The organism is Lysinibacillus sp. fls2-241-R2A-57 (assembly GCF_030209535.1).
GTDB lineage: Bacteria > Bacillota > Bacilli > Bacillales_A > Planococcaceae > Lysinibacillus.
In genome coordinates, this window is sequence record NZ_JARVRU010000136.1 from 47,000 (window position 1) to 65,048 (window position 18,049).

14 protein-coding genes are annotated in these 18,049 nt (G+C 38.0%); 10 read left to right on the forward strand and 4 right to left on the reverse strand.

Going from position 1 to position 18,049, the window contains the following annotated elements; genetic code table 11:
* Positions 1-22 precede the first annotated feature (22 nt).
* The 7 genes from QRN68_RS19480 (at position 23) to QRN68_RS19510 (ending at position 8,511) form a co-directional block, all read left to right on the forward strand.
* A complete protein-coding gene (locus QRN68_RS19480; protein WP_285398558.1) occupies positions 23-541 on the forward strand; it encodes a hypothetical protein in 519 nt (172 codons plus the stop codon).
* A gap of 255 nt (positions 542-796) precedes the next feature.
* Positions 797-1,621, forward strand: a complete 825-nt coding sequence (locus QRN68_RS19485; RefSeq protein WP_285398559.1) for a DUF1444 domain-containing protein — start codon at positions 797-799, stop codon at positions 1,619-1,621.
* Positions 1,618-2,232: a YtpR family tRNA-binding protein gene (ytpR, locus tag QRN68_RS19490; RefSeq protein WP_285398560.1), complete on the forward strand. Its 615-nt coding sequence runs from the start codon at positions 1,618-1,620 to the stop codon at positions 2,230-2,232. Before QRN68_RS19485 ends, ytpR begins: the two co-directional genes overlap by 4 nt.
* A 187-nt stretch (positions 2,233-2,419) precedes the next feature.
* Positions 2,420-5,719, forward strand: a complete 3,300-nt coding sequence (locus tag QRN68_RS19495) for a DNA translocase FtsK (protein ID WP_285398561.1) — start codon at positions 2,420-2,422, stop codon at positions 5,717-5,719.
* A gap of 227 nt (positions 5,720-5,946) precedes the next feature.
* Positions 5,947-7,260, forward strand: a complete 1,314-nt coding sequence (gene murC, locus QRN68_RS19500; protein WP_285398562.1) for a UDP-N-acetylmuramate--L-alanine ligase — start codon at positions 5,947-5,949, stop codon at positions 7,258-7,260.
* Between the two features lie 110 nt (positions 7,261-7,370).
* Entirely contained in the window at positions 7,371-7,877 is a 507-nt protein-coding gene (locus QRN68_RS19505; protein WP_285398563.1) for a DUF948 domain-containing protein, read from the forward strand.
* Between the two features lie 133 nt (positions 7,878-8,010).
* On the forward strand, positions 8,011-8,511 hold the full coding sequence (locus QRN68_RS19510) for a YtxH domain-containing protein (RefSeq protein WP_285398564.1): 501 nt from the start codon (positions 8,011-8,013) through the stop codon (positions 8,509-8,511).
* Between the two features lie 64 nt (positions 8,512-8,575).
* Here QRN68_RS19510 and QRN68_RS19515 read toward each other — a convergent pair whose 3' ends face one another.
* Positions 8,576-10,729: a cell division FtsA domain-containing protein gene (locus tag QRN68_RS19515; protein WP_285398565.1), complete on the reverse strand. Its 2,154-nt coding sequence runs from the start codon at positions 10,727-10,729 to the stop codon at positions 8,576-8,578.
* Between the two features lie 185 nt (positions 10,730-10,914).
* Between QRN68_RS19515 and QRN68_RS19520 the strand changes: the two genes are divergently transcribed.
* Together QRN68_RS19520 and ccpA are read left to right on the forward strand one after the other, a co-directional pair.
* Entirely contained in the window at positions 10,915-12,000 is a 1,086-nt protein-coding gene (locus tag QRN68_RS19520; protein ID WP_285398566.1) for a bifunctional 3-deoxy-7-phosphoheptulonate synthase/chorismate mutase, read from the forward strand.
* A 316-nt stretch (positions 12,001-12,316) separates the two neighbouring features.
* Complete coding sequence (ccpA, locus tag QRN68_RS19525) at positions 12,317-13,321, forward strand: catabolite control protein A (RefSeq protein WP_285398567.1); 1,005 nt, start codon at positions 12,317-12,319, stop codon at positions 13,319-13,321.
* 98 nt (positions 13,322-13,419) lie between these two features.
* Here ccpA and QRN68_RS19530 read toward each other — a convergent pair whose 3' ends face one another.
* The 3 genes from QRN68_RS19530 to QRN68_RS19540 are packed head-to-tail and all read right to left on the reverse strand — an operon-like array spanning position 13,420 to position 15,884.
* On the reverse strand, positions 13,420-14,580 hold the full coding sequence (locus QRN68_RS19530) for an acetoin utilization protein AcuC (protein WP_285398568.1): 1,161 nt from the start codon (positions 14,578-14,580) through the stop codon (positions 13,420-13,422).
* Complete coding sequence (locus tag QRN68_RS19535) at positions 14,577-15,227, reverse strand: acetoin utilization AcuB family protein (RefSeq protein WP_285398569.1); 651 nt, start codon at positions 15,225-15,227, stop codon at positions 14,577-14,579. The genes QRN68_RS19530 and QRN68_RS19535 overlap by 4 nt, the downstream gene beginning before the upstream one ends.
* Before the next feature lie 24 nt (positions 15,228-15,251).
* Positions 15,252-15,884 (reverse strand): GNAT family N-acetyltransferase, encoded by a 633-nt coding sequence (locus QRN68_RS19540; RefSeq protein ID WP_285398570.1) that lies wholly within the window; start codon positions 15,882-15,884, stop codon positions 15,252-15,254.
* A 323-nt stretch (positions 15,885-16,207) separates the two neighbouring features.
* Between QRN68_RS19540 and acsA the strand changes: the two genes are divergently transcribed.
* Positions 16,208-17,935, forward strand: coding sequence for an acetate--CoA ligase (gene acsA, locus QRN68_RS19545; RefSeq protein ID WP_481817472.1), 1,728 nt, complete (start codon positions 16,208-16,210; stop codon positions 17,933-17,935).
* The last annotated feature ends 114 nt before the right edge of the window (positions 17,936-18,049 follow it).

Here is an 18,049-nt window from a genome sequence, read left to right on the forward strand (position 1 = left end):
TAGCAATGAAAGGAAGAGAAATATGTCTCATACATGGCTACGAGCGGTAGGCTTAATGCTTTTACTGTTGGGACTTTCTGGTTGTAATCAATCTGTTGATGAACAAATTAAAAATGGACTTAAAACAACAGAAACTGTTTTTGCAGAAGAGCCAGAGAAGCATACAGATAGTATCGGGGATGTAGAATTATACTTACCTTCCAACTTTAAAGTTGACGACAGTTCAGATGCATATAATATATTGGTAACTAAAGGAAAAGAGAGTTATGTTCTTTTCATCAATGATCGCGAAGCGGCAGATAGTAAACTCTATTACAATTTATTAAAAGAGGATAGTTCGAAAAAGATAATTGAAGAAAATACGTATGAAAAGGATGGTATTTTCGGTTTTTCAGCTGTTTCAAAAACTGACAATGACGACGAATATGAGCTTATTGTAAGTAGCGGTGGCGTAAAAATGACGACCATTTCTCCAGCAAAACATATTGAAGATAATTTACATGAGATGACGAAAATCGTTCATTCGGTTAAGATTAAGTAATTGGATAGTTTTGAACAGAACGGTTCACAAACATGTGAGCCGTTTTCTCTTCATTCAGCATTTTACAAAAGACGCTTACCTCTATAGTTGATGAGTTAAATGCTTTTTTTGTGAATGACCAAATATTTACTGAAATAGAAGAGCTCAGTCTAAGTACGCACATCCAATTTATTTGCGCGAAAGTGTAGTGCTAACGAAGCGACTGCTGCAATTACGCAGAGGCAAAATTGATTTTAAAGAAAGGATGTGAGCTAGGTGAAACAAATTAAATCCGAACAACTTGTGTCCCTATTAAAACAACAATTAAATGAGGAAAAGTTTGATTTTGAATTTGATAAAAAGCATGATAAATTACGCCTTAACCATAAAAAAATTGGTAAAGGGATGGAGCTATCTCTACCAGGCATTTTAGCAAAATATAATGACAAGCAAGGGGCTGCAATCGATGAAGTTGTTTATACAATCGAGCAAACCTTTAATGCAATGGAACAAGAGATGGAACAAGGATTCCAAGCTACTACACAAATTTATCCAGTTATTCGCGCTACATCCTACCCTCTAGCCTCAAAGGAGGGGCATGCATTCATCACTACTGAACATACAGCTGAAACACGTATTTTTTATGCGCTTGATTTAGGAAAAACTTATCGTTTTATTGATGAATCCATGTTAGAGGTACTACAATTAACAGTAGAGCAAATTCGTGAAATGGCACGATTTTCTGTCAAGCAACTACCAACAGTTTATAAGAAAGATGAAGTTGCGGAGAATATTTTCTATTTTGTTAATGCTAATGATGGTTATGATGCAAGTCGCATTTTAAATGAGAGCTTTTTAAAAGACATGCAGACTAAAATTGAAGGCGATATGACGTTATCTGTGCCACATCAGGATGTATTAATAGTAGGTGATATTCGGAATGAAACAGGGTATGATGTATTAGCGCAGATGACGATGCATTTCTTCACTGTCGGTACCGTACCGATTACGTCATTATCTTTTATTTATGAAGATGGGGAGCTAGAACCAATCTTTATATTAGCAAAAAACAGAGTTAAAAAGGAGCAAGAGAAACAATGAATGTATTTTACAACAAAGAGCATGTAGGAGATGTATTGCTAGTACAATTAGCAACAGAATCAATCGTGAAAACAGAGGTAGAACGTGCAGGCGATCTCGCTATTTTAAAGGAAGCACAGACAGGAGAAATTAAAGCATTTAATTTATTTAATGCCAGTAGCTATATACAAACTGATGCAAAAGGTCTAGTTGAAGTTACTCCAGAATTAGTTGCACAGCTAGAGGCAGCTATTGAAAAAAATGGCGCTGAAATTAGTCTTGATGTAGATTTTTCCCCAAAATTTGTTGTAGGTTATGTAGAAACTAAGGACAAGCATCCAAATGCTGATAAACTAAGCATTTGCTCTGTAAACGTTGGTGAAGAGACATTACAAATTGTATGTGGTGCACCTAATGTTGAAGCTGGTCAAAAAGTTGTCGTGGCAAAAATCGGTGCAGTGATGCCTTCAGGTATGCTTATTAAAGAAGGTAATTTACGAGGTGTTGATTCATACGGCATGTTATGTTCAGCACGAGAATTAGCAATACCAAATGCACCTTCTGAAAAAGGAATTTTAGTATTACCAGAAGATGCGGTAATTGGTAATGCGTTTGAAACGCCAACTAGATAAAATATACTTAAAATCGTTATGCTACTAATATGCTAGTAACATAACGATTTTTTTGTCTAGAATGAGCCTCTAAATGCAAGTTTCTATCACATTTTTATGGTATGCTTTTTGTTATAGACATTGAATTAGTTTTTGAAATGAATTAGACAATGCTATAAATGAAGTGTCAGAGAAATGAGTGAACAATGTGAATTGGATTAAAAAACAAATGAATAAATTTTTAAATAAAGATGACAATGAATACGAATATGAAGAATTTTATGAAGACTATGAAGAAGAACAATCTGAGCAGCTACATTCATTTAAAGAAGCTCCTGGATCACAGCAAAAAACTTTTCGTTTTCCGTTAATTGAGGATGAGGAGTTTTCAGCTTCACCATCAACATCACAAACACAAACTCAAACACCATCAAAAGAAGCATTCAATCAAATGGAGGATGCTTATTACGGGCAAATTGAAGATTTATCTCTGCCTAAGCATTTAAATAATCATATTGTCGATTCAAGTGTTTATGATATTGAGATTTCAGGAATTCGAGAATTATTAGCCAATCGTACGAAGCGAACTGGTAGAACGACGGTTACACGAAGTCAGCATGAACAGAATAATCGTACAAAAGCGAGTCGCGTTTTTCGAGATGCACAAAATGAGCAACCTATTACCCCTAAAGAAACTAATTATTCACTAGAAAAGACAGTTGAACAAAGCATACCTACAAATCACAAGCGTTTTGTACCAAGCGATGTTCCGTCACCGGTCTATGGTTTTTCTAAGCCGAGCCCAATTGAGCAATTATTAGAGAAGCGGAAGGAAGAGCACGACAAGAAAGAGTCTGAAATACTTACAGCATCTACGTCTTTAAAAGAAGCGACAACAAATGAGGCTATTGAAAATATACTAGAAGAAAAAGAGCCTATTAGCTCAGTTCAGAAAGATGAACCTGAACAGCTTGAAATCAAGGAAACCATTGAAGAAACAACAAAGCAACCGATTACTTTTGATGAAAAATTTATAGATGAAACGAACCAGCCTAGTAATGAAACGAACACGGAATTACCTGTATTGCAAACGACCTCCTTTGCCGTAGAATTCGAAGACCAAGTGAAAGAGGCAGTTCAACAAGAGTTGAATGTTGAACAACTTTCAGCGAATCAATCAAAAATTCATGTAAAAGAAGTAGTTGTGGAACAAGTGCAAATTGAGAATTCTACCATCCACATTGGAGAAGTTACAGTAGTCCAGCCGACAAAGAATGTAGATGATGAGCAAAAGGTGTTAGAAGAGAACTCTGTGGAGGAAGCGAAGCAGGAAAAAAGCGGAATTCCTTTTAATGTATTAATGTTAAAAACAGATAAAGAGAAATGGAGAATCCAACAGCAATTAAAAAATACGAAGCCAACTCTAACAATTGTTGAAGAAGCCCAGGAAACTCAAGAAGCTCAGGAAGTTCAAAAAGCCCAGGAAACTCAAAAAGCCCAGGAAACTCAAAAAGCCCAGGAAGTTCAAGAAGCCCAAGAAGTTCAAGAAGCCCAGGAAACTCAAAAAGCCCAGGAAGTTCAAGAAGCCCTGGAAGCTAAAGAAGCCCAGGAAACTCAAGAAGCTCAAGAGGAGCAAGAGTCTTCTTCTGAACTTATTAATTTGGATGCAGAACATCGATTAATACCATCCAATAAAGAAGAAAATCAACAATCTTTAACTTCAGAGATTGCTGAGTTAGAGATGAACAATATAACAGCACCACAAACGACGAAGGAAAATGAAGTTTCTATTCAAAATAGTGCACCAGCCAATGCTACAACAGAGGGTGTATCAGTCATTACTATGTCACCAGTAGCAACGATGTCTAGCGTTTCGACATTAGAAAAGACAGTAATCGACATTGAGAGTTCCAACGAAATTTCAGCGACTACCGAGATGGAAGCTGACTCAACTATTGAACAGGAGCTTACTACAAAAAATGTAGAGATTCCTAAGGAGAATATGAATGACACAGGAGAATTCCCAGAGCAACCTTCCCTATCAGATGAAACATTAGTGGAAAATCAAGTAATGGAAAGTCCTCCAAAACCTGTTCATGTGTATCAAAAGCCAAATGATGAGTTTCTAGAGCCACCTGAGGAAAAAACACAGGATACTGAATGGATGGAGCAACAGGGCGATACGTTGGTTGAAGCTTTGTCTTATTTCCAAGTATCAGCTCAAATAGAATCCATTATGCAAGGACCTGCCGTGACACAATTTGAAATAACAGTGAGTCATGGTACGAAGGTTAGCAAAATCCGCAATCTAGCAGATGATTTGAAGCTGGCATTGGCAGCAAAAGACATCCGCATCCAAGCTCCGATTCCTGGAAAGAGCTCAATTGGCATTGAGATACCGAACCGTGTATCTCGCGCAGTTCGATTATCGGAAGTGACAAATAGTGCTTCTTTCCTCGAGTCAGATTCACCGTTAGAAGCAGCATTGGGTCTGGATTTAACAGGGAAGCCTGTAACTATTGATTTACGAAAAATGCCACATGGCTTAATTGCTGGAGCTACAGGTTCTGGTAAATCAGTTTGTATTAATTCAATTTTGGTTAGTTTACTATATAAGGCTGCACCTCATGAATTAAAGCTGATGCTCATTGATCCTAAAATGGTAGAGTTAGCACCGTTTAATCATATTCCACATTTAGTTAGCCCGGTCATCACAGATGTTAAGGCTGCTACTGCTGCACTGAAATGGGCAGTAGAGGAAATGGAGCGTCGTTATCAGTTATTTGCTCATGCGGGTGCACGTGATATTACACGTTATAATGCAATTGCGGATAAAAATAATGAACATAGCTTAAAATTACCGTATATTCTAATTGTCATTGATGAGCTAGCCGATTTAATGATGATGTCTCCTGCAGATGTAGAAGAGGCAATCTGTCGTATTGCGCAAAAAGCACGTGCTTGTGGTATCCATTTAATTGTTGCGACTCAAAGACCGTCTGTTGACGTTATTACAGGGCTTATTAAATCAAATATTCCTACACGTATTGCCTTTGCGGTATCATCCCAAATCGATTCACGTACTATTTTAGATGGGCAAGGAGCAGAAAGATTACTTGGACGAGGTGATATGTTATATTTAGGTAATGGTATGTCTGCCCCTGTGCGTTTGCAGGGAACCTTTGTGACAGATGATGAAATTGAAGCGATTATTGAGCATGTTCGTGAGCAAGGAGAGCCGGATTATATATTCGATCAAGAGGAGCTTTTAAAGAAAACGGAAGTTTCTGCTGAGCAAGATGATCTGTTTGAGGATGTCTGTCGATTTGTGTATGAACAGGGAGGAGCTTCTACTTCCTTGATTCAGCGAAAATACCATATTGGCTATAATCGTGCTGCTCGTTTAATCGATATGTTAGAATCTCATGGCTTTGTGTCTGAGGCAAGAGGCAGTAAACCGCGAGAAAGTTACATGACGGAAGAAGACTTAATAGCTATGTTTGAATAATAATTGCATTGTTTTCGTCTAGATTATCTTATTTACGTCGAATTTAGTTTTTTTAGAAAAGTTACACATTTATCCTTGTGCATAAATAGTGCTATAATAGACAAGATGTGTTGAATAGTACGTATTTTTTAGTACTTGTAAAGGTATTAATACCTAAGAAAAAGTTAAAAATACGATACACCTAATAGATGATAGAAGGGATATTGAATTCCCGGGGGGTTTAATTAATGACAGTTTTTCATTTCACAGGCATTAAAGGTTCTGGCATGAGTTCCCTTGCACAAATCTTATTTGATGCTGGTGAACAAGTACAGGGCTCAGATGTTGATAAATATTTCTTCACGGAACAACCGTTACGTGAACGTAATATTCCAATTTTTACATTTAATGCAGATAATATTAAAGAAGGTATGACAATTATTGCAGGAAACGCATTTCCTGATGACCATCCTGAATTAGAACGTGCTCGCCAAATCGGTGCAGAAGTTATTCGCTACCATAAATTTTTAGGTGAATATATCGGTAATTATACGTCGATTGCTATTACTGGTGCACATGGTAAAACATCTACGACAGGCTTAATGTCTCATGTTGTAGGTGGTTATAAACCAACTTCATATTTAATCGGTGATGGAACAGGAGCTGGGCATGCAAATGCTGACTTCTTTGTAATGGAGGCATGTGAATACCGTCGACACTTTTTAGCTTACAATCCAGATTACGCTGTAATGACTAATATTGATTTTGACCATCCAGACTATTTTGCCAACATAGAGGATGTTTATTCAGCGTTTCAATCATTAGCTTTACAGGTTAAAAAAGCAATTATTGCTTGTGGTGATGATGAACAGTTACAACGTATTCAAGCGAAGGTACCTGTTGTGTATTATGGCTTTGGAGCTGAAAATGATTTTGAAGCTCGTAATGTTGAAAAAACAACAGAGGGTACAAAATTTGATGTATTTGTTCGCAATGAATTTTATAGTACATTCTTTATCCCATTGTTTGGAGATCATGCGGTATTAAACACATTAGCAGTCATTACACTTTGCGAGTATGAAGGAATATCACCAGATATTATCCAAGCACGTTTAATCACTTATAAAGGTGTAAAAAGACGTTTTACAGAAACGGATATTGGAAATAATGTTTTAATAGACGACTATGCACATCATCCAACTGAAATACGTGCAACGGTTCAATCAGCGCGACAAAAATTTCCAGAACGTGAACTGGTAGCTATTTTCCAACCACATACATTTACACGTACGCAAGCTTTTTTACAGGATTTTGCAGATAGTCTAAATCTTGCAGATACAGCCTACTTATGTGATATATTTGGTTCTGCAAGGGAAACACAAGGCGCACTTTCAATCCAAGATTTAGCCTCTTTAATTGAAGGTAGTGCAGTGATTACCACTGAAGGAATTGAAGTGCTAACAAAACATGAGGGCGCAGTATTTTTATTTATGGGCGCTGGCGATGTTCACAAATTCCAAGATGCATTTGAAGACGTGCTAAAAAACAACGAAACAGCTTAGTCCGTAAGGAATAAGCTGTTTTTTCTCAAAAATGAGGAGGAAATCAGTTTTTTTTGTCGAAAATAAGGAAATGAATAGTAAAGAGAATATTTACTGCGGGAGGTCTAGTTATGGAAGTTATTTTGTATATTGCAGCAATCATTGCAGCAATCGGTTTTTTAATTTTATGTGTGAGCGTCGGAATGACATTATTTTCGCTCAAAGCAATTCTTAACAGCTTAGCTGGAACATTATCAGGGATTGAGGGACAAATGGAAGGTATTACGCGCGAAACGACTTCCTTACTATCCAAAACAAATAGCTTGGCAGAGGATATTCAAGAAAAATCTGAACAGTTAAATTCCGTTGTTCATGCAGTCAAAGGAATTGGTGACTCTGTGAACGGTTTAAATAATTCTGTACAGCAAATTACTTCTTCGGTTTCAAAAAGTGTGGAACAAAATGAAGAAAAAATTGCACAGGTTGTTCAGTGGAGCAATGTCGCAATGGGCATTGCCGAAAAGTGGAGAAAGCGCAAAATTATCGATCAGGCACATGAGACGGTTCAAGAAGATATTTACTCTTCTGAATCAGAACAGATGGAAAAACCGAAAAGAAAATGGGGCCGTAAAAAGTGATTATTATTCGGTATACATTGAATGTTAACTGAATAAAAATAAAGTCTTAGGCATAAATTGAAGATGCATCCGCGAAAGCAGATGGACAACCAGTCTAGGCAAATTAGATTATTTTATGGGGAGGAATTGTTGCATGACAACTCAAAAACCAAATTTTAATGAAGTGAAGGAACAACAGCTTGAAAGTTCATTACCACAGCTTTATCATCCGCAAGAATCGATTTATGAAGAGGAGCGTGTGAACATGAAAGATTTTGTTATTGGTGCATTAGTTGGGGGGATAGTAGGCGCAGCTGCTGGCTTACTATTAGCTCCAAAATCAGGAAAAGATTTACGAAGCGAGGTAGCAGTACAAGCTGTTAACTTAAAAGATAAGAGTGCAGATTTCTCGACAACTGCAAAAGATAAAACGGTTCAATTATCTAAACAAATTCAAGAGCAATCTACACAATTAGTAGAGAAAGTTAAAACATTAAAATCAGCAAAAGCACCAACTGTTTTTGATGATGGTACAGTTTCTTTCGAGGGTGAAGAGCCACTAGAAGATTTTATTCCTAGTGAAGAACCTAAAGCAGAGGACGCTAGTGAAAAAAAGGGACAAGCTGAAGAAAAAAACGAAGAAGTACGCGCTTAATGCATGAGATAAAGAAGGGATACGATACGTCTTTCTAATGACGTATCGTATCCCTTTTAATTTATTAAGATATAGGCGCTTCTTCTAGTAAAATTTCTAATTTATCTCCGCCGAAGATTTCCATATCAAAGCTTGCCAGTTGACCATTGCGTAAAATTGTAAAATTACCTTTAAATGTAGTCGGTAGTTGCCAATTGGAGTAGCGGAACACATCTTGGTAAATCCAACGACTTCGGTCTTTTTCTTTAAATGAGATGGTTGCTCCATTTGGTACTGTTGAAAGTGGTGATACGACTACTTGATTAACGAGTACTTCGTTCGCCATCTTCTTCAGCTCCAACACCTCATTTTGGAAATGTATAATGATGTTATCCTCAAGTAAAACATTCATTTGGTCGGCTATACGTTGAACAGTAGGGAATGTTTGTTGCTGAAATGTTATAACATCACCATCTTGTACAGCATAGGTCATTTTAGATGGTTTACCATTAATCATTAATTGCGCTGAAAACTCTGGTAAATAAAGTGGCTTCCCGTCTACCTGAATAAAAAATGACTCAAATTGTTTTAACAACGCCCAATTATTTGTGAGCTTAAATACATCCTCTATTGTTTCAGCAATTTCAAACTTAATAACATCTCGATCATTTAATGCACTATCTAAAGATGCAGGGGAACCATTAACAGTAATTTGTGGTTCAATTACATACTTTGTATGCTGAATTGTGACTGTTTTGATGGCAGCATCATCGACAATATCTCTCACTGTAGCAGTAGCTTGCTGACCGTCTTGGCCTTCAATTAACTGGATGGCATCGCCTGTTTTAATCATTGTTTTAGTGGATGCTTGATGCCCATTTACTAAAATTTCCGCCGGTTGACCGTGACCACCAGGGATGAAAATATCTTGTCCATTTACACTCACTGATAATCCATGTCCTGGCTTTCCATATAATTGCTTTGCTCGAATATTGGCTGCTAAAAATGCATCGGCAACGGTCATTTCCTTTAATTCGAAAAGGCGAACTACTTGTTCATTGACAGTTAGACTCATATATTGAATGGGCATTTTTTTGGCTGCAATAGCAATACCGATTGGGGTCACCAATTCAGGAGATGCTTTAATATGATCTTCCTTCGTAATGTTTTGAATGGCGTCAATCCCTCGAACGGCAATACGATTTGCAGGTAAATCTAGTACTAGCCCAAGTTCAGATGTAAGGTTTGGTGTTAAGCTACCGCCACCAACAAGCATGACCGCCTTAGGAGCTGTACGATTATTAAGACGTAAAATTTCTTCCCCAATGGCTTTTGCAAGTTGCTTGACAGCAGTATCAATGGCTTGAAGAACTTCTTCTTTCGGATAATATTGATCAAAGCCTAAAATATCTTGAATTAAAATTTCTTCTTCTGTTTGCAGTTGACGCTTCACTTTTTCGGCAACAGGGAAGTCGAGCAAGTAGTGATCACTTAAAGCCTCTGTTATTTCATCACCAGCTGTTGGTACCATGCCATAAGCGACAACAGTACTTTTATCGGTAATAGCAATATCAGAGGTACCCGCACCAATATCAACAAGAGCGACATTTAAACGACGCATTGTTGGAGGGATAAGCACATTAATAGCGGCAATAGGTTCTAATGTTAGTGCATCCATTTCTAAATCTGCGCGTTTAAGAGCCGCAATAAGTGACTCTACGACAACTCGTGGCAGGAACGTTGCAATAACTTCAATTTGTGCCTCATTACCTTGCTGATCGAGTAGGCTACCAATTTCTTCTCCATCTAAACGATAATATAAAACTGAATATCCAACACAATAATAGTGGCTTATTTTGGTATCCTCTTTATGTTGAAGGAGCTGTTGCTGTGCCTGTTGAACAGCTTGTAGTTCTAAACGGCTTATATCTTCTTCCGTAAAGATTGGTCGATTACGAATATTGATTGTCACGCTAGCTTGTTCTGTTTTCAATGAGCGACCAGCCGCAGCGACACTTACTTTTGTTAAAGGACCATGTTTTTCTTCAAGTTCATGTTTAATTTCATTGATTAAATCTGCCACATACATGACATTATGTATTTGACCATCAACCATGGCGCGTTCTTTATGTTCTTTTACTAAGATATCCTTCACGTGAAAGTGGTCATTATCTTCTGCTAAAATAATGCCTACTACAGAACGTGTACCGATATCAAGTGCAAATAATTTTGAACTCAATGTAATCGCTTCCTTTCCTATAATACTAACTTCTTTCAGCGGATTTTGATTTAGCGAGTTGAAGCGCTAAATTAAAAATGCGTGACATTCTGTACAACATTGATTATAATATTGCTAATATCTAAAAATGTAACATACATTTCAGAGTTCTGAAAGTGTCTGTCATGAGGAGAGGAGCAAGAAGCATGAGCCAAAAAGATTTAGAAAGCTTACGTAGTCAAATAGACGGTTTAAACTTAGAAATTCTTCGTCTAATTAACGAACGAGCAACTGTAGTTGATGAAATCGGTAAGATTAAAGAAAAACAAGGTGTGAATCGTTATGATCCATTACGTGAACGCCACATGCTTGATCTCATCAAAGAACACAATCAAGGTCCGTTAAATCAAATGACGGTTGATTATATATTTAAGCAAATCTTTAAAACAGCTTTAAAACAACTTGAAGCAGATAAGAAAAAAGAGTTACTTGTATCTCGTAAAAAGAAATCAGAAGATACTGTCATTAATGTGAATGGTGAGCTAATTGGCCAAGGAAAACCATCTTTCGTATTTGGACCTTGTGCTGTAGAATCATACGAGCAAGTTGCAGCAGTAGCAGCATCTATTAAAGCAAAAGGTGAAAAATTGATTCGTGGTGGTGCTTATAAACCACGTACTTCTCCTTACGACTTCCAAGGTCTTGGATTAGAAGGCCTGAAAATTCTAAAACGTGTGTCAGAGGAATACGGTTTAGCCGTTATTACGGAAATTGTTACACCAGGTCATTTAGAGGAAGCATTGGATTATATCGATGTCATCCAAATTGGTGCACGTAATATGCAAAACTTCGAATTATTAAAAGCAGCGGGTGCTGCAAACAAACCTGTACTTTTAAAACGAGGCTTAGCAGCGACAATTGATGAATTCATTCACGCGGCAGAATACATTATGTCTAAAGGTAATGAGAACATTATTCTTTGTGAGCGTGGTATCCGTACTTATGAAAAAGCAACACGTAACACATTAGATATTTCTGCTGTACCAATTTTAAAACAAGAAACGCATTTACCAGTGTTTGTAGACGTTACGCATTCAACAGGTCGTCGCGATTTACTATTACCATGTGCGAAGGCGGCAATTGCTATTGGAGCTGATGGCGTCATGGCAGAGGTTCATCCAGATCCATCTGTAGCACTATCTGACTCACAACAACAAATGGATATTCCAACATTTGATGCTTTCTACGAAACACTACAAAATTTCATGAAGAACTATGAAATCCGTGCTTAATTGTTTTAAAAAACCGCTTGCTTAAATCAGCAGGCGGTTTTTACTATATAGTGACAAAATAATGTCTAGAATAGTACTATTTGTACTTGGTTTTTCTTTTCATGCACTTACTTCTTCTTGAAAAGATTATGAAAATTATCGTATTATAAGGCTATAAAAGGCTCAACACCAAAAGTTGGGGATAAAACATATGCTCACGTATATAAGTTGATTGGAGTGGAAGCTGGACGCCATCAGGAAAGCGCCCAGTCGGAACGGCATTCAACCCCAAGTTATGATGATGAGTCCTATAAAAGGAAAAAGGGAGGCACGTACGATGACTGTTACAATTTATGATGTTGCAAGAGAAGCAAATGTTTCTATGGCAACGGTCTCTCGTGTAGTCAATGGCAATCAAAACGTAAAACCGGCAACACGAAAAAAAGTATTAGAAGTAATTGAGCGATTAGAGTATCGTCCAAACGCAGTAGCGCGAGGATTAGCAAGTAAGAAAACAACAACAGTTGGCGTGATTATCCCAGATATTGCAAACAATGTTTATGCGGAGCTGGCACGTGGTGTAGAGGATATTGCAACAATGTATCGTTACAATATTATTTTAGCCAACTCAGATCAACATGAAGATAAAGAGCTACAGCTACTGGATACAATGCTGGGGAAACAAGTTGACGGTATTGTCATGATGAGTGATGAAGTTACTGAGAAAATGCAACAAACGATGGATCATTCACCTGTACCAATTGTGCTTGCGGGTTCAGTAGATGAATCACAAACTATCGCGACTGTTAATATTGATTATTACCAAGCAGCTTATGAAGCGATTACTTTACTCATTCAAAACGGGCATAAGAGAATCGGCTTTGTAACAGGTCCGCTTACTTATACTATTAATGGAAAATTCAAACTTGAGGCTTATAAAAAAGCTTTACAGGACGCAGGTTACCCTATAGATGAATCACTAATTGCTGCAGAAGAATCGAGCTATGATATGGGATTAGAGGCGTGGGAAACATTATCCTCACTTGAAAATCCTCCAACCGCTTATTTTGCAGGCAGTGATGAATTGGCAATCGGACTGATTCACGGTGCCCAGGATACAGGAAAAAATGTACCGGAGGATATTGAAGTGATCAGCTTCGAAAATTCAAAATTAGCACGTATGGTACGTCCACAGCTTACAAGTGTAGCGCTACCACTGTACGACATTGGAGCTGTCGCAATGCGTTTGCTGACAAAATTGATGAACAAAGAGCCTGTTGAAGACGAAGCGGTTATTTTACCTCATCGCATTGAACATCGACAATCTGTCAAAAGTAAATAATGGTACTTAACACGTAAATCTGTTCGAGGATTTACGTGTTTTTTATGAAGACGGATAGCACAAATGAAAAAGCCCCACGATCGTCGTGAGGCTTAAAGTTAAGCTCGTTTTTCATTGCGAATAATATGTAGAGCTTTGGCCAGCATTTGCTCATTTTTTTCTTCAATCTCAGCTTTCCGAGGGATTGGCTCATACAAAGGATTTGGATCCTCCCAAGTTGGAATAAAAGGCACTGGTGCTTCAGGCTGCCAACGATCTAACCATGCTTGAGGGAGAGGTCCTGTCGGTAAATGCTGATCGGTCATTTCAAGCCATAGCATAGACCACGCACGAGGCACGACACGCCAAATATCGTAGCCTCCACCACCGACAGCAATCCATTTACCGCCGCAATATTCATGTGCTAATTTATGCGCAAGCTTTGGGATTTCTCTATAAATATTCATTGTTCCATATAAATGAGTTAATGGATCGAAAAAATGTGCATCTGCGCCATTTTGCGTTAGCACAACATCTGGCTTGAAAAATTCAAAGACTTCTCGCATAGCTTTTTCATATATATCTAGGAAACTCTCATCTTCCGTAAAAGCATCAATTGGAAAATTAAAAGAAGTGCCGTAGCCCTGCCCATTTCCACGTTCCGTAATATTACCGGTTCCGGGGAAAAGATAACGGCCTGTTTCATGAATAGATAATGTACAAACATCCGGGTCTTCATAAAAGCTCCATTGTACACCATCTCCATGATGGGCATCGGTATCCACATAAAGTACACGAGCATTGTATTTTTCCTGCAAATAGCGAATGGCTACTGTACTATCGTTATAAATACAAAAACCTGATGCTCGGCCACGAAAGCCATGATGTAGCCCTCCACCTAGATTGAGGGCGTGCTCGGCTTTTCCTTCCATAACATAATCGACAGCTGTTAACGTTCCACCGACAAGCTGTGCACTTGCTTCATGCATATTTTCAAAAATAGGTGTATCTTCGGTGCCTATACCGTAGCTTTCGCATTGTGCCTCTGAAAGATCACCATGCCCAGCTCTTTTAACGATATCAATATATTTTGGATCATGTGCAAGCAACAGCTCCTCCTCTGTAGCAACACGAGCTGGAACAATATCTAAATCATCAAGAGCGTCTATATTTTTTAACAAATCCATTGTAAGCGTCAAGCGTTTATGATTGAAAGGATGGGTATCTGAAAATTTATATCCGAGTTGCTCTGGCGAGTAAACAAATACTGCCTTTTTCATTGTAACGAAACACCTGGTAAATTAGGCCATAAAACATCAAAGCCTTCTTTTCGTAGATCTTCAATCATAGCTAGTGGATTCAATGTTTTTACTCGGATACTTAAAATTTTGTTTTGAGTATTTTCAGAATCAGGATAAACTAAGACGCTTTGGACATTTACATGATGTTCATGAAAAATCTTTGTAATCTCAAATAATGTTCCTGGCGTATCGGATACACGGATTTCAATTTTTGAGCCAGGTTCAGTGGCACCAGTTAACTCTATATAGGTATAGAGTAAATCTGTGGTAGTCACAATGCCAACTAATTTTCCTCCAGAGACAATTGGTAAGCAACCTACTTTGGATTCATAAAAAGTAAGAGCTACTTCTTCTACAAAATCAAGTGGATGACCGACAAGTGGTTTTTTAATCATAATTTCTTCCACTTTTGCATTAAAAACTGGAGAATTAGGTTCATCCCGTAACGAGGAAGGCAAGGCCTCTTTAATATTTCGTTCAGTGATAACCCCAAGAACATGATGCTCCTCATCTACAACTGGCACATGACGTACTTTTTTCTCACGCATTAACTTCAGCGCTTCAAACACTGTATTTGTCGGAGCCAGCGTGTAGGGCTCACCATTCATAATTTCTTCTACGATCATATACTCAATCCCCTTTGTGTTGGTTTAATACATGAAACGATTTCTGAAACGAAGTCTATCGAATCTTTCCATTGACTCATGGGGCACACGTTTTCCTTCGCGCGCCATCAGGCAGTTAGCAGGATGTGATGTAATTTCAGGATCATCTGTAGCAAAATATTCGAAGTCAGCGGAGCTCATCATTTTCTCCATCATTTTGCGATAATCCCAAACGTTTAAACCAGTCCCTTTTAAATCCCAATGCCAATAATATTCGGTAGTGATAACGAGATAGTCTTCCATTTCATCTCCCATAAAAGACACGGCAAGTAGTGCTTTACCAGCACCTGTACCACGATATTCTGGAATGACTTCAATGGCACCTAGCTCAATCATGTTATCAATTCGATCCTCCGCCCATCGTTCTAATGGATCGGGATATAGATAGGTGACGTAGCCTACTATGATATTTTCATTTCGGATAATAATAATTCGTCCTTCAGGAAGTCCTGCAATTTCTATAATGGCTTGTTGTTGTTGTTTTGGAGGTCTAAAAGCAACCAAGCCTTCGTGGAATGAATATGTAGCTAATTTTTCTGGAGGAACAGGTCCTTCCACATACACAGTACCATGCTTTGTTTCCTTTGTGACAGAAAAAAAAGTTTTTTTATGTTCCATAATTACACCACCTGAGTTTAATAGTTCCATTATAGCTGATTTCTTGCGTAAAAACGCTTATTTTCGCAAAATGTACACACATTTTCGGAAAAATAAAAATATTAAGACATTCTTGGTTAATTCGTGTAAAATATATATATATTGCATCTGTTGTTTAACAGATAAATGTAGTGTGAATAAGCATTGGTTAATTTCACAGCGCATAAACTGTTATATAACAATTGCTACATAACGTAATTGTCTTTGGAGAAGGTAGCGAATTTCGCAGGGGGATAATTTGCTCACTAATGTACTAAAGCGATAGCAAAGAAAGGGGTAGTTTCATGGGGATGAAAATGATGGAGAAGTTGAATGCTTTACCAAAGCAATACAATTTACCTGATTATGAGGAAACGGCAGCAATACATGATTGGGCAGAGACAGAAAAGGGATTTAGTTGGTCTGAAACAGGTCTTGTGAATATGGCGTATGAGGCAATTGATCGTCATACAGAAACACATCGGAAAAACAAAGTTGCGCTTTATTTTAATGATGGTAAACGTAAAGAGGCTTATTCTTTCAATGAAATGAAAAACATGACAAATAAAGCAGCAAATGTGTTTAAGGCAGCGACGAATTTAGCAAAAGGGGATCGTTTATTTATTTTCATGCCACGTTCACCAGAGCTTTATTTTTCATTATTAGGCGCATTGAAAATGGGTGTTATTGTAGGACCATTATTCGAGGCATTTATGGAAGGTGCTGTTTATGACAGACTTGCAGATAGTGAAGCGAAAGTATTAGTGACAACACCAGAGTTACTTGAACGTGTACCTTTAGAAAAGCTACCACATGTGCAGCACGTCTTTTTAGTAGGAGCAGATATAGAAGAAACATCACAAATTTTAGATTTCAATAAACGCCTAAAAGAGGCTTCCTCTCAATTTGACATTGAATGGGTGGACCGAGAGGATGGTATGATTCTTCATTATACTTCTGGATCAACTGGAGCACCAAAGGGCGTATTGCATGTCCATAACGCAATGCTTCAACAATATCAATCCACACAATGGGTACTTGATTTACGTGAAGAGGATATTTATTGGTGTACGGCTGATCCAGGATGGGTAACAGGCACAGCGTATGGAATTTTTGGCCCATGGTTAAATGGAGTCACAATGCTTATTGTCGGGGGGAGATTTTCACCACAAGCTTGGTACCAAGCAATTGAGGATTATAGTGTATCAGTTTGGTATAGTGCACCTACAGCTTTCAGAATGTTAATGGGCGCAGGTAGTGGCATGCTTGAGAATTATGATTTATCTTCTTTACGCCACATTTTATCTGTTGGTGAGCCGTTAAATCCAGAAGTAATTCGTTGGGGTATTGATGAGCTAGGTCACCGTATTCATGATACATGGTGGATGACGGAAACTGGTGCACATATGATTTGTAACTATCCTTCTATGGATATTAAGCCAGGGTCTATGGGGAAACCATTACCTGGTATTCATGCGACGATTGTTGATGATGCGGGAAATGAAGTACCACCTTTTACAATGGGGAATCTAGCAGTCCGACGAGGTTGGCCAGCAATGATGCGCCAAATTTGGGGGAATCCAGAGCGTTATGAATCCTATTTCTTAAAAGGTGAATGGTATGTGTCTGGGGACTCTGCCTATATGGATGATGAAGGCTACTTCTGGTTCCAGGGACGTGTAGATGATGTAATTATGACAGCTGGTGAACGTGTAGGTCCTTTCGAGGTAGAAAGTAAACTACTAGAGCATCCTGATATAGTCGAAGCAGGAGTGATTGGAAAGCCAGATCCTGTACGAGGAGAAATTATTAAAGCCTTTGTATCATTACGTGAGGGTGTTGAACCTTCAGATGCATTGATTGAGGATATTCGTAATTTTGTTAAGAAGGGCTTGTCTGCACACGCTGCCCCACGCGAAATCGAATTTAAAGATAAGCTACCAAAAACACGCAGTGGTAAGATTATGCGTCGTGTGTTAAAGGCGTGGGAGTTAAATTTACCAACGGGCGATTTATCTACGATGGAAGACTAAGTCTCAAATGAAGTTTTAATATTAATTTTTATCCACCCTAATTAAATTAGAAGAATCTGATTTCGATAAAAGCCCAAATAGTTTCGATAAAATGAGATTTTGTTTCGATATAAG

Bases quoted from the DNA above. Each gene is read 5' to 3' on its own strand.
- ytpR (WP_285398560.1), top strand. From the start codon at position 1,618: ATGAATGTATTTTACAACAAAGAGCATGTAGGAGATGTATTGCTAGTA.
- QRN68_RS19480 (WP_285398558.1), top strand. From the start codon at position 23: ATGTCTCATACATGGCTACGAGCGGTAGGCTTAATGCTTTTACTGTTG.
- acsA (WP_481817472.1), top strand. From the start codon at position 16,208: ATGGGGATGAAAATGATGGAGAAGTTGAATGCTTTACCAAAGCAATAC.
- QRN68_RS19510 (WP_285398564.1), top strand. From the start codon at position 8,011: ATGACAACTCAAAAACCAAATTTTAATGAAGTGAAGGAACAACAGCTT.
- QRN68_RS19535 (WP_285398569.1), bottom strand. From the start codon at position 15,227: ATGATCGTAGAAGAAATTATGAATGGTGAGCCCTACACGCTGGCTCCG.
- QRN68_RS19520 (WP_285398566.1), top strand. From the start codon at position 10,915: ATGAGCCAAAAAGATTTAGAAAGCTTACGTAGTCAAATAGACGGTTTA.
- QRN68_RS19505 (WP_285398563.1), top strand. From the start codon at position 7,371: ATGGAAGTTATTTTGTATATTGCAGCAATCATTGCAGCAATCGGTTTT.
- QRN68_RS19540 (WP_285398570.1), bottom strand. From the start codon at position 15,884: ATGGAACATAAAAAAACTTTTTTTTCTGTCACAAAGGAAACAAAGCAT.
- QRN68_RS19530 (WP_285398568.1), bottom strand. From the start codon at position 14,580: ATGAAAAAGGCAGTATTTGTTTACTCGCCAGAGCAACTCGGATATAAA.
- ccpA (WP_285398567.1), top strand. From the start codon at position 12,317: ATGACTGTTACAATTTATGATGTTGCAAGAGAAGCAAATGTTTCTATG.
- murC (WP_285398562.1), top strand. From the start codon at position 5,947: ATGACAGTTTTTCATTTCACAGGCATTAAAGGTTCTGGCATGAGTTCC.